The 18,873-nt window shown below is 62.9% G+C and carries 21 protein-coding genes; 4 read left to right on the top strand and 17 right to left on the bottom strand.

Features of this window, described 5'->3' with window-relative positions; all coding sequences use genetic code 11:
- Nucleotides 1–5: 5 nt before the first annotated feature.
- From U5G49_RS05410 to U5G49_RS05375, 8 genes are all read right to left on the bottom strand, one after another.
- Nucleotides 6–461 carry a cytochrome c-type biogenesis protein gene (locus tag U5G49_RS05410; protein ID WP_193444747.1) on the bottom strand — a complete coding sequence of 152 codons (456 nt, stop codon included), beginning with the start codon at nt 459–461 and terminating at the stop codon, nt 6–8.
- Nucleotides 458–2,455, bottom strand: coding sequence for a heme lyase CcmF/NrfE family subunit (locus tag U5G49_RS05405; protein ID WP_193444748.1), 1,998 nt, complete (start codon nt 2,453–2,455; stop codon nt 458–460). Before U5G49_RS05405 ends, U5G49_RS05410 begins: the two co-directional genes overlap by 4 nt.
- A complete protein-coding gene (gene ccmE / locus U5G49_RS05400; RefSeq protein ID WP_018241309.1) occupies nt 2,452–2,949 on the bottom strand; it encodes a cytochrome c maturation protein CcmE in 498 nt (165 codons plus the stop codon). The genes U5G49_RS05405 and ccmE overlap by 4 nt, the downstream gene beginning before the upstream one ends.
- Complete coding sequence (gene ccmI, locus U5G49_RS05395; RefSeq protein WP_431312674.1) at nt 2,946–4,091, bottom strand: c-type cytochrome biogenesis protein CcmI; 1,146 nt, start codon at nt 4,089–4,091, stop codon at nt 2,946–2,948. The genes ccmE and ccmI overlap by 4 nt, the downstream gene beginning before the upstream one ends.
- A 181-nt stretch (nt 4,092–4,272) precedes the next feature.
- A complete protein-coding gene (locus tag U5G49_RS05390; protein WP_018446204.1) occupies nt 4,273–4,695 on the bottom strand; it encodes a lipA protein in 423 nt (140 codons plus the stop codon).
- Nucleotides 4,696–4,813: 118 nt separating this feature from the next.
- Nucleotides 4,814–6,217, bottom strand: a complete 1,404-nt coding sequence (locus U5G49_RS05385) for a sensor histidine kinase (protein WP_003546769.1) — start codon at nt 6,215–6,217, stop codon at nt 4,814–4,816.
- Nucleotides 6,207–6,878: a response regulator transcription factor gene (locus tag U5G49_RS05380; protein WP_018241306.1), complete on the bottom strand. Its 672-nt coding sequence runs from the start codon at nt 6,876–6,878 to the stop codon at nt 6,207–6,209. Before U5G49_RS05380 ends, U5G49_RS05385 begins: the two co-directional genes overlap by 11 nt.
- 55 nt (nt 6,879–6,933) lie before the next feature.
- A complete protein-coding gene (locus U5G49_RS05375; RefSeq protein ID WP_018241305.1) occupies nt 6,934–7,182 on the bottom strand; it encodes a hypothetical protein in 249 nt (82 codons plus the stop codon).
- Nucleotides 7,183–7,556: 374 nt separating this feature from the next.
- Here U5G49_RS05375 and U5G49_RS05370 point away from each other — a divergent pair, with 374 nt between their 5' ends.
- The gene (locus U5G49_RS05370; protein WP_193444750.1) at nt 7,557–8,780 is read left to right on the top strand and encodes an MFS transporter; all 1,224 of its coding nucleotides are present in this window, start codon (nt 7,557–7,559) and stop codon (nt 8,778–8,780) included.
- A gap of 282 nt (nt 8,781–9,062) precedes the next feature.
- Here the strand turns inward: U5G49_RS05370 and U5G49_RS05365 are convergent, their stop codons facing one another.
- Entirely contained in the window at nt 9,063–9,368 is a 306-nt protein-coding gene (locus U5G49_RS05365) for a Dabb family protein (RefSeq protein WP_003546748.1), read from the bottom strand.
- Between the two features lie 20 nt (nt 9,369–9,388).
- Nucleotides 9,389–10,075: a hypothetical protein gene (locus U5G49_RS05360; protein ID WP_131702264.1), complete on the bottom strand. Its 687-nt coding sequence runs from the start codon at nt 10,073–10,075 to the stop codon at nt 9,389–9,391.
- Nucleotides 10,076–10,231: 156 nt separating this feature from the next.
- Here U5G49_RS05360 and U5G49_RS05355 point away from each other — a divergent pair, with 156 nt between their 5' ends.
- Nucleotides 10,232–10,363: a hypothetical protein gene (locus U5G49_RS05355; RefSeq protein WP_018241303.1), complete on the top strand. Its 132-nt coding sequence runs from the start codon at nt 10,232–10,234 to the stop codon at nt 10,361–10,363.
- Between the two features lie 124 nt (nt 10,364–10,487).
- Here U5G49_RS05355 and U5G49_RS05350 read toward each other — a convergent pair whose 3' ends face one another.
- The 4 genes from U5G49_RS05350 to U5G49_RS05335 form a co-directional block, all read right to left on the bottom strand.
- Nucleotides 10,488–11,048 carry a TetR/AcrR family transcriptional regulator gene (locus U5G49_RS05350; protein WP_018241302.1) on the bottom strand — a complete coding sequence of 187 codons (561 nt, stop codon included), beginning with the start codon at nt 11,046–11,048 and terminating at the stop codon, nt 10,488–10,490.
- Nucleotides 11,049–11,070: 22 nt separating this feature from the next.
- Entirely contained in the window at nt 11,071–11,532 is a 462-nt protein-coding gene (locus U5G49_RS05345) for a nuclear transport factor 2 family protein (RefSeq protein WP_018241301.1), read from the bottom strand.
- A 107-nt stretch (nt 11,533–11,639) separates the two neighbouring features.
- Nucleotides 11,640–12,593 carry a pyridoxamine 5'-phosphate oxidase family protein gene (locus tag U5G49_RS05340; protein WP_018241300.1) on the bottom strand — a complete coding sequence of 318 codons (954 nt, stop codon included), beginning with the start codon at nt 12,591–12,593 and terminating at the stop codon, nt 11,640–11,642.
- Nucleotides 12,594–12,653: 60 nt separating this feature from the next.
- Nucleotides 12,654–13,265, bottom strand: a complete 612-nt coding sequence (locus U5G49_RS05335) for a glutathione S-transferase family protein (protein ID WP_018241299.1) — start codon at nt 13,263–13,265, stop codon at nt 12,654–12,656.
- Between the two features lie 143 nt (nt 13,266–13,408).
- On the opposite strand from U5G49_RS05335, the gene U5G49_RS05330 reads away from it, so the two are divergent.
- Complete coding sequence (locus U5G49_RS05330) at nt 13,409–14,308, top strand: LysR family transcriptional regulator (protein ID WP_193444751.1); 900 nt, start codon at nt 13,409–13,411, stop codon at nt 14,306–14,308.
- 100 nt (nt 14,309–14,408) lie between these two features.
- Here the strand turns inward: U5G49_RS05330 and U5G49_RS05325 are convergent, their stop codons facing one another.
- Nucleotides 14,409–14,777, bottom strand: coding sequence for a DUF983 domain-containing protein (locus U5G49_RS05325; RefSeq protein ID WP_017990843.1), 369 nt, complete (start codon nt 14,775–14,777; stop codon nt 14,409–14,411).
- Nucleotides 14,778–15,091: 314 nt separating this feature from the next.
- The gene (locus U5G49_RS05320; RefSeq protein WP_026188325.1) at nt 15,092–16,495 is read right to left on the bottom strand and encodes an aminotransferase-like domain-containing protein; all 1,404 of its coding nucleotides are present in this window, start codon (nt 16,493–16,495) and stop codon (nt 15,092–15,094) included.
- A 387-nt stretch (nt 16,496–16,882) separates the two neighbouring features.
- Between U5G49_RS05320 and U5G49_RS05315 the strand changes: the two genes are divergently transcribed.
- Complete coding sequence (locus tag U5G49_RS05315; RefSeq protein ID WP_018241295.1) at nt 16,883–17,788, top strand: S1C family serine protease; 906 nt, start codon at nt 16,883–16,885, stop codon at nt 17,786–17,788.
- A 72-nt stretch (nt 17,789–17,860) separates the two neighbouring features.
- Here U5G49_RS05315 and U5G49_RS05310 read toward each other — a convergent pair whose 3' ends face one another.
- The gene (locus U5G49_RS05310) at nt 17,861–18,862 is read right to left on the bottom strand and encodes a LacI family DNA-binding transcriptional regulator (RefSeq protein ID WP_193444752.1); all 1,002 of its coding nucleotides are present in this window, start codon (nt 18,860–18,862) and stop codon (nt 17,861–17,863) included.
- Nucleotides 18,863–18,873: the final 11 nt, after the last annotated feature.

Below are 18,873 nucleotides of genomic sequence, written 5' to 3'. Positions count from 1 at the left end.
GCCGGTTATTTTTTCAGAAGCTCGCTCAGCCGCGCCTGCTCGTCCGCCGTTAGCTTGCTGCCGGTCGGCTTGCCCGCCCTCTTGCGCGCAAAGACCAGCAGTGACAGCCCGCCGGCCAGCACCAGCAGCAGCGGGGCACCCCAGAGCAGCACCGTCTTCATGCCGACACGCGGCTTCAGCAGCACGAACTCGCCATAGCGCGAGACGATATAGTTCAGCACCGCCTCGTCGCTGTCGCCATCGGTGATGCGCTCGCGCACCAGCAGGCGCAGATCCTTGGCCAGATCGGCGTTGGAATCGTCGATCGACTGGTTCTGGCAGACCATGCAGCGCAGTTCCGCCGAAAGGGCGCGGGCCCGCGCTTCGAGCGCCGGATTGGCCAGCACCTCGTCCGGATTGACGGCAAAGGCGGGGGCGGCCATCAGCAGCAAAGCAAAAGCCAGGAGCAGACGCCGCATCATTCCGCCGGCTCCATTGCGGGAGCTGCCGGCTTTGCCGGCTTCGCCTTGCGGCGCGGGGCGCCGACACGCAGGCGCCGGTCGCTGAGCGAGACGAGGCCGCCGAAGGCCATGAACACCGCGCCGCCCCAGATGCAGAGAATGAAGGGCTTCCACCAGATACGCACGACAATGCCGCCGTCCTTGGTGGCGTCACCCAAAGAGACATAGAGCTGGCTCAGTCCGAAGGTCAGAATGCCGGCCTCCGTCGTCGGCATCTGCCGAGCGGTATAAAGGCGCTTGGCCGACCAGGTATCGGCAACCGCGACGCCGGCACGGCGGATGGTGAAGTGGCCGCGGTCTTCGGTATAGTTCGGTCCGGTCCCCGGCTGCATGCCGTCGAAGTGCAGGCTGTAGCCGCCCGCCTCCGTCACCTCGCCCGGCTTCATCTCGATGACGTGCTCGCTCTGGAAGGTCGTCACCGCGACGATGCCAAGCACGGTGACGCCGAGCCCGGCATGGGCGAGCGCCGTGCCGAAGGCCGAACGCGGCAGGCCGGAAAGCCGGCGCCAGGCAAGACGGCCGGCGACCTTGCCGATGCCGGCGCGATACCAGAGATCGGCGACGGCGCCGAGGATCAGGAACAGCCCGGCGGCGAGGCCGAGCACTGACAGCACCGGCCCGCCATGTTCGATGTAGAAGAAGATTACTGCAGCAAGGAAGGCAAGACCTGCCACGACATAGAGCCGCTGCAGGGCACCGAGCAGATCGCCGCGCTTCCAGGCCAGCATCGGCCCGAAGGGTACGATGACGACCAGCGGCGCCATCAGTAGGCCGAAGGTCAGATTGAAGAAGGGCGGTCCGACGGAAATCTTGTCGCCGGTCAGCGTTTCCAAGAGCAGCGGATAGAGCGTGCCGGTGAGCACGGTGCCGCAGGCGACCGTCAGGATCAGATTGTTGACGACGAGCGCGCCCTCGCGCGAGATCGGCGCAAACAGCCCGCCGGCCGCGAGCCGCGGCGCGCGGAAGGCAAATAGCGACAGCGCCCCGCCGATGAAGATCAGCAGGATGCAGAGAATGAAAACGCCCCGGCTCGGGTCGCTGGCAAAGGCATGCACCGAGGTCAACACGCCGGAGCGCACCAGGAAGGTGCCCATCAGCGACAGCGAGAAGGTGAGGATGGCCAGCAGCACCGTCCAGATCTTCAGCGCCTCGCGCTTTTCCATGACGAGGGCAGAATGCAACAGTGCGGTACCGGCGAGCCATGGCATGAAGGAGGCGTTTTCCACCGGGTCCCAGAACCACCAGCCGCCCCAGCCGAGCTCGTAATAGGCCCAGTAAGAGCCCATGGCGATGCCAAGCGTCAGAAAGGTCCAGGCGGCAAGCGTCCAGGGCCGCACCCAGCGGGCCCAGGCGGCGTCGATCCGCCCTTCCAGCAGGGCCGCGACCGCAAAGGAGAAACAGACGGAGAAGCCGACATAGCCGAGATAGAGCAGCGGCGGGTGGATCGCCAGACCGACATCCTGAAGGACCGGGTTGAGATCGCGGCCCTCGGCCGGCGCCGGATCGAGCCGGAGGAAGGGATTGGAGGTCAACAGAATGAACAGCGTGAAGGCGACCGATATCCAGGCCTGCACGGAAAGTACATTGGCCTTCAGCGTCTCCGGCAGATTGCGGCCGAAGACGGCGACCAGCGCGCTGAACAGCGTCAGGATCAACAGCCAGAGCATCATCGACCCTTCGTGATTGCCCCAGACGCCGGAATATTTGTAGAGCAGCGGCACCAGAGAATGCGAATTCTCCCAGACGTTCTCGACCGAGAAATCCGAGACGACATGGGCATAGGTCAGCACGCCGAAGGAGAAGGCCACCAGCGAGAACATCGCCAGCGAGCCGATCGTCGCCACATCCATCATCGCCCGGTCGTGACGACGGGCTCCGATCACCGGCACGATGGAGAGGATGAGCGCCGTTGCCAGCGCCAGCACCAGCGCGTAATGGCCGATCTCGATGATCATGGCGTCGCCTTCACTTCCTGTCCTTGAGCTTGCTTCCCCTGAGCTTCCTGGCCTTGACCTTCCTTCCACAACCCCTGGGATTTGAGCCTGTCGGCGACGTCCTTTGGCATATAGGTCTCGTCATGCTTGGCAAGCACTGTGTCGGCGACGAAGACGTTCGTTCCAGCGGCAAACATGCCTTCGGTGACGACGCCCTGGCCCTCGCGGAAGAGATCGGGAAGGATGCCGGTATATTTGACCTTCACGGCATTGGTGCTGCCGTCGGTGACCGCAAATTCCACCGTCGAACCGGTGCCGCGCACGACACTGCCCTCGCCGACCAGACCGCCGAGCCGGATGCGGGTTTCCGGCGCCACCGGCGTCTTGGCGAGATCGGCCGGCATGTAGAAATAGGCGACCGACTGGCTGAAGGCGAACATCACCAGCAGCACGGCGGTGAGGATGAAGCCCATGCCGCCCGCAATCACCGCCAGGCGCTTCTGCTTGCGCGTCATTGCGTCGCTCCCTCCGTGGCTATGCCGAGTTCCCTGGCAAGCGCCAGCAATTGCCTGCCCTCTTCGCCAGGCGGCGGAAAGGCCGCCAGTCCGCGCTTCAGGGCGCCGGCGGCGCGATCCTTGTCGTTCAATACGGCGTAAGAGCGGACGAGCCGCACCCATCCCTCGAAATTGTTCGGATCCTCGCTGAGCTTGGCGTCGAGGCTCTCGACCATGCCGCGGATCATCTGCTGCCGGTCGCCGGCGCTCATGTTCTCGGCCGCCGCCACATCTTGCTGCGTCGGATTGCCGGGAGCGCCTGGTGCAACCGGATTGGCGCCTGCCGGCGCGCCGCCGTTCATGGCGATATGCTGGTTGACCAGCGGCAGCCACGGCGCATCTGATGGCGATTGTTTCGCCAGCGCCTCGAAGGCCTGGCGCGCCTCATCGGGCCGTCCCGCCTGCTCCATGCTGAGGGCGATGTAGAAGCGGGCGCGCGGATTGTCAGGCTGCAGCGTCAGCGATTGTTCCAGCACTTGCCGTGCCTCCTCGGTCACCACGCCGTCGGAGACCGCCATCAGCGTCTCGGCAAGGCCATCGAGCCGGACCGGGCTCGGGCCGAGAAGCCGGATGGCATTGCGGTAGGCCACTTGCGCATCGTTGACGCGCATCGTGCGGAAATAGATCGGCGCCAGCACATCCCAGCCCTTGCCGTCATCAGGTTTCTCAGCCAGGTGCCGTTCCGCCTTGGTGATCAGCACCGCCACGTCGTTGCCAGGGTTTTCCAGCCGCGCTTCCAGCGGCTGCGAGGGCAGGTCCGGCCTGCCCGTCGTCAAATAAAGACAGAGCCCGAGAACCGGCAGGACCAGGAGGACGAAGGCTTCGGTGAAACGGTGATGCCGCGCGGGTTTGGGCGTCTCGGCCGGCTCTTCGGCAGAGACCGCGATCAGCCGCCGGCCGATTTCCGCCCTGGCGTAATCAGCCTCCTCCGGGGTGATCAGCCCGCCATCGAGATCGCGGTCGAGTTCGCGCAACTGGTCGCGATAGACAGCCGCCTCGCCCGCACGGATATTATCCGCCGCCTTCGCTCCGCGCAGAAGGGGGTAGAGCAGGATGACGGCGAGGGCTGCCGTCAAAGCGGCAACGAGAATCCAGAACAGCATGTCGCCCAAATACGTGAAGCGCGCCTTCATTCCAACTGCCAAAGCCGGAATGACGAAGATTTGAGGCTAGCGCATAACCCCGAGAATCGGAATCGATTTCGGAAAGGATTATGCGCCATTTAAAGTTATAGAGCGTCCTTAGCGCGTCCTGTCGGACGCGCGGCGCTCTATAAGCCGCAATTCAGAGCGGCGACCAGCTGCCGTCGTCGTTGCGGCAGGCCGCGCCGCGCGCCACCGTGTCCTTGCCGTCGACGGTCAGCGTATGGGTATATTGCCGGCAGTTCTGCGAGCCGACCTGATAGGGTGCCGCCGCGACGACCTTGCCGGTGACGTCCTTGCCGGTCCAGAGCACCGGCTGGCCGACGGCGGCTCCTTCCAGCGCCCGATATTCCGCCTCGAGCGCCCGCTGCTTGTCGCTATCGGTCAAGCTCACGCCGCTGCGGCCGACAATGCCGCCCTGCAGCGCGGTGATGAAGGCGGCCGATGCCGAGGGCTTGCTCGAAAAAATCCCGCGCGAAGCGGCACTCTTCGTCGTCGTGCAGCCGGACAGCGCGACGGCGACGAGAAGAGCGGAAGCGATCATGCCTTGCGAGCGTAAAATCATTGCGTCGAACCACGATCAGGGGTCAATTTCAGCCGATCGAAGTGCAGCGTCCCCGTGTCAGCATTAAGGCAAAGCATGCTATACATTTGCCAGTATCTTTGTGACATCAAGCAGTTGCTCATGCAACATCCTTTGTGACGCCAGGCAGGATAAGCTTCGCCTTCAGCCCGCCCCATTCACCGCGGGAAAGCTCGAGCCGTCCCTGGTATTCGTTGGAAATCTCGGTGACGATCGAAAGGCCGAGCCCGGTTCCGGGCTTGCTTTCGTCGAGCCTGCGACCGCGCTTCAGCGCCTCGCGGATCTGGTCCGGCTCCAGGCCCGGCCCGTCATCCTCGACGGCGAGCTCCACCCAGTGGCGGCGCGCGCTCGCCTCCACCCCTTTCACATCCTCGCCGGCCTCGACGGCCGAAAGCCGCACCCTGCTCTTGGCAAAACGCGCCGCATTTTCCAGGAGATTGCCGACGGTCTCCTCGAGATCCTGCTGCTCCATGGCAACGGCCAGATGCGGCGGCGAGACGACGAGATCGAATTCGGTATCGACGTTCAGACGGCGCATGACGCGCACCAGCCGCTCCAGCGCCGGCTCTGCATCGGTGCGGGCGAGCACGGATTCGCGCTGCGCGGCGATGCGCGCCCGATTGAGATAGGACTGCACCTGCCCCTGCATCGCTTCCGCCTGGCTGCGCACCAGCTCGCCATGGGATTTCTCCAGGACCCGCGCCTCGTTGAGGAGCACGGCAATCGGCGTCTTCAGCGAATGCGCGAGATTGCCGACCTGCATGCGGGCGCGCTCGACGATGCGGCGGTTGCTGTCGATCAGCGCATTCACCTCGTTGGCGAGCGGCAGGATTTCGCGCGGGAAGTCGCCCTTCAGCTGCTCGCTCTCGCCGGCGCGGATGCGCTCCAGCGCGGCACGCGCCTTGTCGAGCGGCTTCAGGCCGTAGAGAATCGCCAGCGCGTTGACGATCAGACTGCCGACGCCGAAACCGGCAAGCGCCAGATAGAGGCTGTGGGAAAAGGTGCGCACGTCGTCCTCGACGACATCGACATTACCGGTGACGCGGACGCGCGCTGCACGCCCGTCAGTATCGAGCACCACTTCGGTCTCCGCCACCTGCACGCGGTTCCCGGAGGCGTCCGTCACCTGATAGTAGCGCTCGTAATTCTTGTCGAAGGGCGCCTCAACGACCGAGGGAACCGGAATGAGCGCCGAGCCGAGCGAAGGCGAGACCAGCGGTGCGGTCGTATAGGTGCCGAGCGGCTCCACCACCCAGTACCAGCCGGTCTTCGGCTGTGCAAAACGCAGGTCGCCGAGCTGCGGGCTGCCGCTGAGTGCGCCCTGATCGCCGATCGTCACCGAATTGATGACGTTATAGAGCTGCGCCCGCAACAGATCCTGGAAACCGCGTTCGGCGCTCTTGCGGTAGAGGGTGGAGATCAACAGGCCGATCACCACCAGCGCCACTGTCGACCAGACCGTGGTCAGCAACAAAACACGTGCGGTGAGCGACTTAATTCGCATGTTTCGGCGCTTGGATGCGGTAACCGAGACCGCGCACCGTTTCGATCAGGTCGACGCCCATTTTCTTGCGCAGGCGGCCGACGAAGACTTCGATCGTATTGGAATCACGGTCGAAATCCTGGTCGTACATATGCTCGACCAGTTCCGTGCGCGAGACGACCTCGCCCATGTGATGCATGAGATAGGCGAGCAGGCGATATTCGTGCGAGGTCAGCTTCAGCGTCGTGCCGTTGACCGTCGCCTTCGAGGACTTGGTATCGAGCCGCACCGGCCCGCAGATGATCTCGGATGAGGAATGCCCGGCTGCACGCCGGATCAGCGCCCGAATGCGCGCCAGCACTTCCTCGACATGGAAGGGCTTGGTGACGTAGTCGTCGGCACCGGCATCGATGCCGGCGACCTTGTCGCTCCATCGGTCGCGCGCCGTGAGAATCAGCACCGGCACGCCGCGGCCGGCGCCGCGCCATTTTTCAAGAACGGTGACCCCGTCCATCTCCGGCAGGCCGATATCGAGGATGATGGCGTCATAGGGTTCGGTGTCGCCGAGGAAATGGCCTTCCTCGCCGTCGAACGCCTGGTCGACGACATATCCCGCCTCCTTTAGCGTGTCGGCCAGCTGCCGGTTCAGATTAACGTCGTCTTCGACTACCAGGATGCGCATCGGTCCGCCTTCGTCCGCTTCAAATCGATCAATGTCCTGAATAAGCCGATTCCGCTTACATCGGAACCTTTACCGTCACTTTGCGTGGGCGCTGGCCGTTGCCCTGCACAAGAACGGTGATGATGCAGGTATCGCCCACCGGTTGCACGGACAGCAGCTGGCCGCCCGTCTGCTCGACGACCTGGGCGGCGGCGGCGCTGCAATCGCCTCCCACACGCAGGACAAAACTGCCCGTGGCGTCCGGTGAGGGCGCCGATACCACCAGTCCGGCGGCCAATGCTGCGACGCTCAGAGGAAAGGCCATGTGTTATGCTTTCAAGGTAATGCCAACTTGCCTCGAATATGTACTCACGCGACCTGAATGGCAAATGAATGCGCTGTAATGCAGGGTGTTTAGAACTGTTCTCGACTCTACGGGACAGCCTGTTTCAGCGCCTGGAAATCGCCGCCGCGGCAAGCTCCGGCGGCGCCGTTGCGTCCAAGAATGATGGCCTCCGGCCTTGGGATCCACGCATTCTTCGTCAGCCCCGTAAAGGCGGTGAGTTGGCGGGACCGACTCCACAGCCGTCGTTTGCGAATCGGCTGCGCCGCTCCGATTCCTGCCGACCGCAGCTTTCACCGGCCGGTTGAAACTGTTATGTCCTTGCTGCCCCCGCATTTCAGACCGTTTCAGCACCAATGCCAAAATCCTCCCGGTTCCGCTCGGCGCAGACGGTCACCGTCCTTGCCGTTACCCAGCTGATCGGCTGGGGCACGACTTTCGACATGCTCGGTGTCATGGGCCGCGTCGTGGCGCCCGATCTCGGCCTGCCGAACGAGGTGGTATTTGCCGGCCTGACGATCATGATGGTGGTCAGCGCCATTGTCGGTCCGGCGACCGGCCGCTGGCTCGGCCGCTATGGTGCCGCCCGGGTACTTTCGGCCGCCTCGCTGACCTTCGCGCTTGGCCTGCTTGTGCTTGCCGCCGCAAACGGCATCATGCTCTATGCCGGCGCCTGGGTCATCATCGGCATCGGCGGCGCATTTGGCCTCTCGGCACCGGCCTATACCGCCGTCGTCGAGCGCGAAGGGGCGAACGGCAAACGCGTCATCGCCATCCTGATGCTGTTCACCGGACTTTCGAGCGCCATCTTCTGGCCGATCCTCAGCCTGCTCAACGAGGCGGTCGGCTGGCGCCTGACCTTCCTGGTCTGCGCGGCGCTGCAATTCCTCGTCTGCCTGCCGCTGCATCTTTTCGCCCTGCCGAAGCCGCTCGCAACGCATATCGAAGGCAGCGCGGCCGAAATCGCCCCGGTGCCGCTGTCGAAGGCCGAGCAACGCAAAGCCTTCCTGCTGATTGCCGCGGCGACGACGATCTCGACTTTCATCACCTTCGGCATCCCCCCATCGCTGCTCGAAATCCTCCGCCAGTCCGGCGCCTCGCCAGCCCTAGCGCTGCAGCTCGGCTCGGCACGCGGCGTCCTTGGCATCTCGGCACGTTTCCTCGACATGCTGCTCGGCCGGCGCGGCAATCCCATGCTCAGCGCGGCCATGGGCATCAGCCTGATGATGATCAGTTTCCTGATAATGCTGGTCGCCAGCCCGTCGACACCGCTGCTCGTCACCTTCATCCTGCTCTACGGCTTTGGCGCCGGTGTCATGACTGTCGCCCGCGCGCTGCTGCCGCTGGCGCTGTTCTCACCGCGCGAATTCGGACTGCAATCGGCCAGGCTGTCGCTACCGCAAAATCTCGCCAACGCCATCGCCCCGGTCATCTTCACCGCCATCCTCGACCGCGCCGGCACCGGCCCGGCGCTCGCCGCCTGCGCCGTTCTCGCAGCCTTGTCGCTGGCCTTCGTGCTGATGCTGATGGCGCTGGTGCGCGGCGCCCATGCATCGCAGCCGAGCCCGGTCGCTCCGTGACGGCCTGCACCCAAAAGTCAGCCATTCTTAATCTGTCTTGATTATCATCTGCGCAGAAACGAGAGCACTTTCCGTCCACACATCGCGGCCGTTGCGGCGAGTTGATGACGAACGGACGCCCGCTTTTCCCGAGTCTTTTGAATCGCTTGCCGCCGCTTTTTCGAAAGTTGAATCCGGTGGCTCAGAAGTTGAGTCAGCTTCGCGACGAACCGAATCCGGACAATCATTCATCCATTTGAAATTTAAACGGAATGCGGCTCGGCAGCCGGATGCCTGCAGGCGTCAGAGCGGCCGCGTCACCGCCGTGCGACTGTCGTAGTCGGCGGCGATGCGCTTTTCGCGGAGCGGCCGCACGCGGTCGATCGAGAGCTGATAATCGGGATGCGCCTTATAGGCGGCAAGGGCCGCTTCATCGTCGAATTCGCCATAGACTACAAGATCGATCTCGGTGCCCAGCTGATCGGTCTTCACATTGGTGCCGATTTCCAGCAGCCGCGCATGCGGAATGCCGGTCAGTATAGAAAGCCCGGCCCTCACCTCCTGCAGATGTTCCTCCTGCACGGTGAAAAAGACGATATGGCGGATCACGCGGAAGCTCCTGTCAGATTTCAGAGTCTCAGCCGGGCGATAACACGCGAGCCCCAGGCCTTCAACCGCGCGCGCATGCCATGCGCAGCATCGGGACGTATCGCCGCATCGAAGGCCATGGCATAGCTTGCCAGCTTTTCCGCCCGGTCGGTGCCATTGACGATGCGGCGGGCATTCACCCAATCCGCGGTCGTCGCGTTCAGATGATCGGCGAGCTTGTGGCCGGTAAAACTGCCCTGCAGCATACCTTCGATCAGGATCGTCACCGCCGCATCCATCTCCATCGCCCGGTCGGGATCGGCAACGAGGTCGATCCCGGTCAGCACGCTCATCGCCTCATAGTTCCGCTTATGGGTGAGCTGCACCAGGCCGCGGCCGAGCCAGCTGCAGCCATCCTCGTCCGGCCGCCAGTAGGGTGTTTTCACCCAGGAGAGCCGGCCTGCCGCGAAGGCCGTCTCCAGGATCTCGACCGCGCGCGCATCGCTTTCCGCCAGCGTCTCCCGCACCGGCTGCATCGTGTAGGCGGTCTCATGGTAAGCGGTTGCGAGGATATAGGCGAGCCACCGCCGGTCGGCCCCAGCAAACCGCTCTTCCCAGGCGTCGAGAATCGCCGTGATGCCCACTACCTGAGGCTGAGTCAGGTTTCCTTTGAAGAGCTGGTGCCGTACCGTATCGAAAAAGAATGTCCGGTCCATGTGGACAACCATTCCGCGCTTCCCTCGAATATCATGGTTAAAACCGTCTTAATCGATTAAATTCGATTTAATCGTTTAAAGTGTTTAAACCACTGATTTACACGCCTTTTGTCTTGTGCAATGCATCTCACTGCCCCGAAGCCTTACTACGAACAGAGGAGACTTCCGATGCAGACGCCGGCCAATACCCAAACCACCATTCCCCAGCATGTCGTCGACCAGATGGAAAACGAATGGCGCCAGATTCGCCCTGAACGGGAAAATACGCGCCCGGCCCAGCAGCCTCAACAACAACGCTGAAATATACGCAAAGCGGTACCAATGTAAGCTCGAGCGCCGCCCAGCGCCCGATCAATGCCCCGGCCAGTCGATCGTGGCCGGGTGAATTTTCACAGGGCAGTAGACGTCCCAGCGGTTTGCCCCCTCATCGCATCACAGCATCAAGCCGTTTTGCCAGCGTGTCCAACGATCGGGTGAAAACCATCTTATCGTCCAGCGCACGCGACAGCACCAGCGCTCCCTGAATACCGGAGACGCTCTCCTCGGCGAGCATTTGCGCCTGCTCCTCAGTACAGCCTGCCCGCATCAGCGCCGAACGCAAGGCTTCGATCCAGCGGCTGAAATAGTCGCCGATCGCTGCCGAAAACCGCTCGCGGGTCTCGTCAAGCGCAAAGGCACCGACCAGGCAGATGCGGCGGCCGGAGCGGAAGTAGTCGTTTATATTCGTCCACATCGCCGCGATCGCCTCACGGGCATCCCCATTTCTCAACGGCTGATAGATCGCATGTTCGAACCATGCATCGACATCGGCGAGCACCGAGCTTGCCATCTCCTCCTTACCGCCGGGAAAGAAGTGGTAGAGGCTGCCCTTGCCGATGCCGGTGCGTTCGGTGATGCGGCTGAGCGACGTGCCTTCATAGCCGAGCTCGCGGAAGATTTCGGCGAGCAGCGGGACGATGTCGGCGCGTTCGTAGACGGTTTTCACCCGCGAACTTCCCTTGGCTTGATCAGAGACGGAGTTCGGTCAGACCGGGATGGTCATCCGGCCGCCGGCCGAGCGGCCAGTGGTACTTGCGCTCCGATTCCCGGATCGGCAGGTCGTTGATGCAGGCGAAGCGGCGCTGCATCAAGCCGGCGGCGTCGAATTCCCAGTTCTCGTTGCCATAGGAGCGGAACCAGTTGCCGCTGTCATCATGCCATTCATAGGCGAAGCGCACGGCAATGCGATTGTCGGTGAAGGCCCAGATCTCCTTGATCAACCGGTAATCCAGCTCCTTGGCCCATTTGCGGGTGAGGAAAGCGACGATTTCGGCGCGGCCGGTGATGAATTCGGCGCGATTCCGCCAGCGGCTGTCCGGCGTATAGACGAGCGAGACGCGCTCGGGATCGCGGCTGTTCCAGCCATCCTCGGCAAGGCGGACTTTCTGGGTGGCGGTTTCAAGGGTGAAGGGCGGGACAAGGCTGGACATGATCACTCCTGTACTGAACGGTTATCACTGTACTGATTGGTACAATTATTGGCAAGCCACTTCGAAGCGATGTTCGCCCGGGATCGAGAGGCAGCCAAGGGGCACCCTCACCCGCGGGAACGGCGCAGCAGATCCACGCTCTCCTTCCGCCACCGCAGCGGCAGAGCATCCGGGCGAAGCACGATCTTTTCCGGCGTGAAACGCCATAGCCGTTCTGCTCCCTGAAAGGTGGCGATATCGGGGGAATCCAGCAGCACTTCGGCATTTCCCGTCATCTGCAGCATATCGCCGGTTTCGAAATCGACGAAGACCAACCCTGCCTTCGAATTGACGAGGATATTGCCAAGCGTGTTGAAGAACCGATTGCCGGCAAAATCGGGAATGGTCAGCACGCCGTCGGCGCCGACACGCACGAAGCCGGCATTGCCGCCGCGATGGGACACGTCCACCTGCCGCTCGCCATTGGCGCGGTCGACATAGGAAGCGACGAAAAACGTATCGGCGCCCTCGACCATCCCTAGCGCCCGATCGTCGAGTTGACCGGAATGAAGCGGCTGCGTCGCCGTCGGCATATCGGGATCGCGGACAAAGGCGGCAGAGCGAGGCTGGATATATTGCGGGCAATTGCCGAAGCTCTGGCCGACGCGAACGTCAAAACCTTTAGCGTCCGTCCTGCGGATCACGCCGTTCAGGCGGTTACGCCGCCGGGTCTCGAGCTGGATGCCAAGCATGGCGATCGCGTCGCCATGCTCCATGCCGGCATCGGCAGGATCGGCCGGGTCGCGCGGCAGGCCGACCTCAAGGATCTCCGGCTCAGGCGAGGCCATGAAGCCCGGTCGCTCAGCCCTTACCGTTGCCCAGACATCACCCTTGGCATCGACGGCGCCGAGCACAACGAAAGGCAGCATCGGAAAAAAGGCGCGGTGCTGTTCCGGCATGGCCTTGCGGACGAAATTCCGTCCCGGCCCGTCCATGCGTTCGACGACACCGACGCTGCGCTGGATGGCGAGTTCACCCTCATGCCAGGGTGACGGCGCGTCCTGTTCTGTCTGCTCCAGCATCTCGATCTCCTTGCAGGTATCGTTGGGGAAAGCGGGACGGTAATCCGTCCCGGCGGTTTCTCATGCGGCAAGGCCGATTTTCGTCCTGCGAAAACCGACGAAGCCCGGCAGCGCCTCGATACGCGCAAGCCAGGCGCGCACCGCCTGATAGGCCGAGGTGTCGACATTGCCCTCCGGCGCATTGGCGATGTAGCTGTAGAGTGCAATATCGGCGATCGTCGCATTGTCGCCGAGCAGAAAGCGGCGAGCACCCAGTTCCGCCTCGACCAGTGCGAGAATGCGGTGCGCCCGGGCGATCACCTCGTCGGTGCGAAAATCGGCGCCGAAGACGGTAACCAGGCGAGCAGCACAGGGTCCGTAGGCGATCTCGCCCGCGGCAACCGAGAGCCATTTCTGTATCCGGGCCGCTGCCACCGCTTCTTCCGGCAGCCAGTCGGTGCGGCCGTATTTGCGCGCGAGATAGACGAGGATGGCAGAGGAATCGGCAATGACCGTGCCATTGTCGTCGAGCACCGGCACCTGGCCAAAGGGATTGAGCTTCAGAAAGTCCGGCGCCTTGTGAGCGCCGGCTGCCAGGTCGACCTCGACCAGTTCATAGGGCACGCCAAGCAGCGACAGGAACAGATGAGCCCGGTGTGCATGACCGGAGAGCGGGTGATGGTAGAGTTTCATGATGGTTCCTCTGGTCTTTCGATCGACGGGACGCGGTTGGCGATGGCCGCTTCGAACCATCTGCGGCGTAATTTACTGCCTTCCACCAGACTGCAGTAGAATGCTAATCTGGAAGGCATGTTACCAATTCATGGAAGGATAGAATGGACCGTCTCGACGCCATGACCGTGCTTCTTGCCGTTGTCGAACAGGGCAGCCTCTCGGCCGCCTCACGGCATCTGCGATCCCCGCTCGCAACCGTCAGCCGCAAGGTTTCGGAACTGGAAGCACATCTCAACGCCCAACTGCTGCAACGGAGCAACCGGAAGATCACGCTGACGGAGGCCGGCCGCTCCTATGTCGAGGCGGCGCGGGAAATTCTCGATCGGGTGGAAGAGGCGGAACGGACGGCGGCCGGCGAATATAGTGCGCCAAAGGGCGAACTGACGATGACCGCGCCGATCGTCTTCGGTCGGCTGCATGTCTTACCTGTCGTGGTGGATTTCCTGAAAGCCTATCCCGATATCAATCTGCGGCTGATGCTTGGCGACCGACTGTCGAACCTCGTCGAGGATCATATCGACGTGGCGCTTAGGATCGGCAACCTGCCGGACAGCAACCTGATCGCCACAAGGCTCGGCGCGATCCGCCGCACGGTCTATGCCAGCCCCGATTATCTCAAGCGGCACGCCCTCCCTCGGCATCCAGGCGATCTCGCCGCGCATGACTGCGTCACCTTCGAGGGCATGGCCTCGATGCTCAGCTGGACATTCACCGAGGGGAAACGCGATCTCACAGTACCGATCCGCTCGCGGCTTGCCGTCAACACCGCCGAGGCGGCGGTAGACGCAGCTGTTGCCGGCCTCGGCATCACCCGCGTGCTCTCCTACCAGGCCGCACACGCCGAGAGCGCCGACCTGCTGGTGCCGCTGCTTGCCGATTTTGAACCACCGCCGGCGCCGGTGCATCTCGTCTATCCCGCGCAGGGACTGGTGCCGCTGAAGCTGCGGGCGCTGCTCGATTTCGCAACGCCGCGCCTGCGCGGGACGCTCAACAGGCCCTAAAGCGCGTCGCGATCTTTCAGATTCGCCCCTCGCGCTTTTGGTCTTTGTTTTGACGCATATCGTTATCGCGAAACCGCTGCACAGGTTTGCGCGACATGCTTTAGGCGAGCTTGCCCTCTTCCGCCTTGTAGAAATACTGGCTGGCGACCAGCCAGCCCTTCAGCGGCCGCAGCGGCGGAATGCAGGTGGCGAGCATGAAGGGGCCGGTGACCAGAAGCTGCACCCAGATCGGCGCCGAAAAGGCCACCTCCAGCCAGACGCCGAGCAGCACGCTCGGTATGCAGGCGAAGCAGATGACGAAGAAGGCCGGACCGTCGGCAGGATCGGCGAAGGAATAGTCGAGGCCGCAGACCTCGCATTCCGGCTGCAGTGTCAGGAAGCCCTTGAACATATGACCCTGGCCGCAGCGCGGGCAGCGCCCCCTGATGCCGGTCTGTATCGGAGGAAGTGGGGGATATTCCGTATCCATGACGATCTCGCTTTCCTGTGCCGCGGACATTGATGCACTCAATGTCTTAAATGAATGCATGCAATATAATTACATTGGAAAGAAATTACCAGTCAATTCGCCAGAATGCCGCAGAACTCCCGGCGCAGGCCGGCAGCAAAGCTGACTGCAGATTTCTGAAGCAGCATTTGGGGCTGCAGCCAGGCTTGGCAGGGCAGTTCAAACGTGAACGTGACGGATATGCTTCGCCATCCCCGGACAGCTTAGGGTGCGGCCGATCTGATTCCCGACTGCTTCCGGATTTCGTCAGTGCCAGCCCGTGGCGGAATTCTGCGTCAGAAGAACGACGCCGCCATTTCCGGTGGGCCTTCCAGCGCATGGGCCATGAATTCCAGTGCGCCCTGCAGTTTCTCCCGGGTGATCGGTCCGCCAAGGCAGACGCGTACGGCCTCGGGTGCGACGCCCTCGACCGTGAAGGCATCGCTTGCGACGACGCCGATGCCGGAAGAACGAGTATGGCTGCCGAAGGTGGAGCGGGTCCAGCCGTTGGAGAGCGGCAGCCAGATGTTGAAGCTGATCGGATCGGCGCGGTAGCTGCCGGCCGGCAGGATGGCAGCAACCATTTGCTGGCGGGCGGCCGCCTCAGCACGGATGAAACGCAGGATCGTATCGGCGGTGCCGTCCTCGATCCAGCGGGTGGCGAGCGCCACGGTCAATGGCGAGGCCATGACATTGTTGGCGCGCATGGCGCTGACGAAAGGCCACACGGCCTTGCTGTCCGGCGCCACGACATAGGCAAGGCGCAGACCCGCGCCGATGCATTTCGCCAGCCCGCCGATATGCCAGGTCAGATCGGGCGCCATGGCGGCGAGCGGCGCCGGGCCTTGCTGTGGAATAAAGCCGTAGGCATCGTCTTCGACGATCGGCACGTGATATTTGCGGGCAACGGCGCAGATCTCCTCGCGGCGCCGGGCCGGGATGGTCAGCGTCGTCGGGTTCTGCAGCGTCGGATTGAGATAGAGCGCTTTCGGTTTCAATCTCTCACAGGCGTCTGCAAAGGCGTCCGGCAGGATACCGTCCTCGTCCATCGGCAGGCCGGTCAGATTGAGCCGCAGTTGGGCGGCGATCGAGCGCATACCGGGATAGGTGATGACTTCCGAAAGCACGGTCTCGCCTGGTTTTGCCAGTAGGCCGAAGATCGCCAGCAGGGCCGGATGGGCGCCTGGTGTGACGAAGATCCGCTCCTGCGAGGGCACCAGTCCGCGACGGCTGAGCCAGGAGGCTGCGGCCTCCTTGTCCATGCTGGAGCCGCCGAAACCCTGGTAGCGCAGCAGCGGAATGAGGCTCGCCACCACTGCCGACATGCCCTCGCGCATGCGGGCGATCAGTTCCGGATCATCCGGTTCCGGCGGCATGTTCATCGAGAAATCGACGACGGAGGCGCGGCGGGGATCGGGCGCGGCGTCGGGTGCGAAGCCCTGGCGCTCCTTGTCCGCACCACCGGTGACGAAGGTGCCGCGGCCGACATGCGAATCCACAAGCCCGCGCTTCTGCGCCTCGACATAGCCTCTCGCCACCGTCGTGAAATCGACATTCAGCCGCTTGGCGAGTTCACGTTGCGGCGGCAGCCGGTCCCCAACCACCAGGTGCCCGCTGCGCAGATCCATTTCGATCACATCGGCGATCGCCATATAACGGGGGCTGCTGCTGCGGCTGAGATCGGGATGCCAGTCTTTCATGTCGTGATCCGTGTCAGTCTGATTCCTGATAGGATTGACCGTATATTGTTGCACAGTGCCACTGTCATCAAAAAATATCATACCCACAAGTTTGAAGAGGATGGTCGACGGAATGACGCAGCGTTGCGCTGCGTGAGATTTTACGAAAATCGCAGATTCCAAGCGATTTGATCGCGGATTGAATGCGTTGCGCATTCCCCTACGGAATTGGCGATTCCCCGCACCGATAGCCGCTTGGATCTTTCCACGTTTCCAGCGCATCATCAAATGCGGTGGCGGAAATTCCCTGCGCCACAGCCTTGCCTCCGCCCATCCATCTTCTTACTTATTCAGGGTGGAATGCGCCGGATTTCGGCCTTTCGCGCCGGCGCCCATCGGGATGAAAGTATGAATATCGATCCGATTTTGCGGTCAGTCGTGGCCGTCCGTTCCTCCATTCCGGAAGATGCCTTCACGGCGGAGACGCTCGGCACTGTCCGGGAAGGCAGCGGCGTGGTTATTCGCGACAACGGGCTGGTGCTGACCATCGGTTATCTCATCACCGAGGCCGAAGAGGTCTGGCTGACGACCCATGACGGGCGCGTGGTTCCCGCGCATGCGCTTGCCTATGATCAGGAAAGCGGCTTCGGCCTGGTCCAGGCGCTCGGGGCCCTGAATGCCCCGGCGGTGGATCTCGGTGACGCGGCGACAGCCAAGCCCGGCGATCCCGTCGTGCTTGCCGATGGCATCGGAGAATTCGTCGAGGCAAATATCGTCGCCCGGCAGGAATTCGCCGGCTATTGGGAATATCTGCTGGACGAGGCGATTTTCACGGCACCGGCCCATCCCTCATGGGGCGGTGCGGCGCTGATCGGTTCGGACGGCAAGCTTCTCGGCATCGGTTCGCTTCGGCTGCAGATGAGCGATGGCGACGAGGTTGCCGATATCAACATGGTCGTGCCGATAGACCTTTTGCCGCCAATCCTTGACGATCTCTTGAACCGCGGCCAGGTCAACAAGCCGCCGCGGCCTTGGCTCGGCGCCTTCTCTGCCGAGAGCAATGGCGGCGTGGTGGTCATGAGCGTGGCCGAAGGCGGTCCGGCCGCCCAGGCGGGCCTGCGTCAGGGCGATATCATTTCGGAGATCCGCGACGAAGAGGTCGATGGCCTAGCCGATTTCTACCGCAAGCTCTGGAGCAGCGGCCCGGCCGGCGCCGAAATCCCCATGCGGATTCTCAGGAACGGCCGGGAAGCCTGGCTCCGCATCAAATCCGCCGACCGCAACAGCTTTCTCAGAAAGCCGCAGCTGCAGTAAGGCTGCGCCCAGTGTCGTGAGAAAGCCGCTAGCGCTCATTCGAGCGGATTGTCCGGGCATCCTTATCTCGCCTCAGAGATTTTCCGACGTGATCGTCAGGAAGCGCACCGGCTCGGCGCTGACCTCCACCTCGATGAGACCGAGCCTGTTCAGCGCAAGGTCTATCGATCGCCTTGCCTGCACCTCCGGCGCCTGATCGAGGACGATCGACATGATGCCGTGGCGCAGGTAGTGCTGCGTCTGCTCCGTCAATTCGTGACCGACCCAGAACGGCCGCCTAGCCTTGTTTGCCTCGAGCACCCTGGCAACACCCTTGTTGTCGCCGCCGGCACTATAGACGCCGATGATGCCGGGCTCCCGCAGAAGGGCCGCTTGCAGCAGTTCCATGGCATTGTGCTCATCATCAAGGTCGAACATGACCTCGATGAAACGATGTTCGTTTGAACCATTCTCCGAGAGATAGCTGGAGAAGCCACGGATCCGCTCCTTATGGTTCTCATAGGCGCCGCTGTGGCAGAGTGCGACGAACGAACCGGGGCGCTGCGCCAGCATGCCCGACATGTAGTAAGCCGCGGTGCGTCCGGCAGCATAATTGTCGATGCCGACATAGGGCAGTTCGGGGGCCGGACGGGTCATGATCTGAACGACGGGGATACCGAGACCGGCCGCCTTCCGCACGCTGGTGACGACATCGGCATGGTCGGGCGCAACCACGATCAGCGCCGACCGGCGTGCCGTCGGGTTGGCGATGTAGCGGGCGAATTGCGCCGGCTCGTTCTCGCGGACGAAGGTGCGGTGAACGGTGATGCTGTCGTCGAGCGAGGCGGCGATGCGCTCGAACGCCCGGTTCAAACGCGAATAGAAGCTGGTCTCCGGGCGAACCAGGATCACTTCTATCCGGACCAGGCCGCGATGGACGACCGGCAGGCTTTGCCGGTATTCAAGCCGTCTTGCCGCCAGGAAGACTTTCTCCACCGTCTCTGGCCGCACGCCGCCGCGGTCGTTGAGAACGCGCTCGACGGTCGCGGTGCCAACGCCGGCTTGCCGTGCGACATCCTTCAAAGTCACCTTCATCAGGTCTCACT

This window comes from Rhizobium indigoferae (assembly GCF_034554815.1).
Lineage (GTDB): Bacteria > Pseudomonadota > Alphaproteobacteria > Rhizobiales > Rhizobiaceae > Rhizobium > Rhizobium leguminosarum.
The sequence above is the reverse complement of the archived record's forward strand: the minus strand, read 5'-3'. Positions and strand labels throughout refer to the sequence as shown.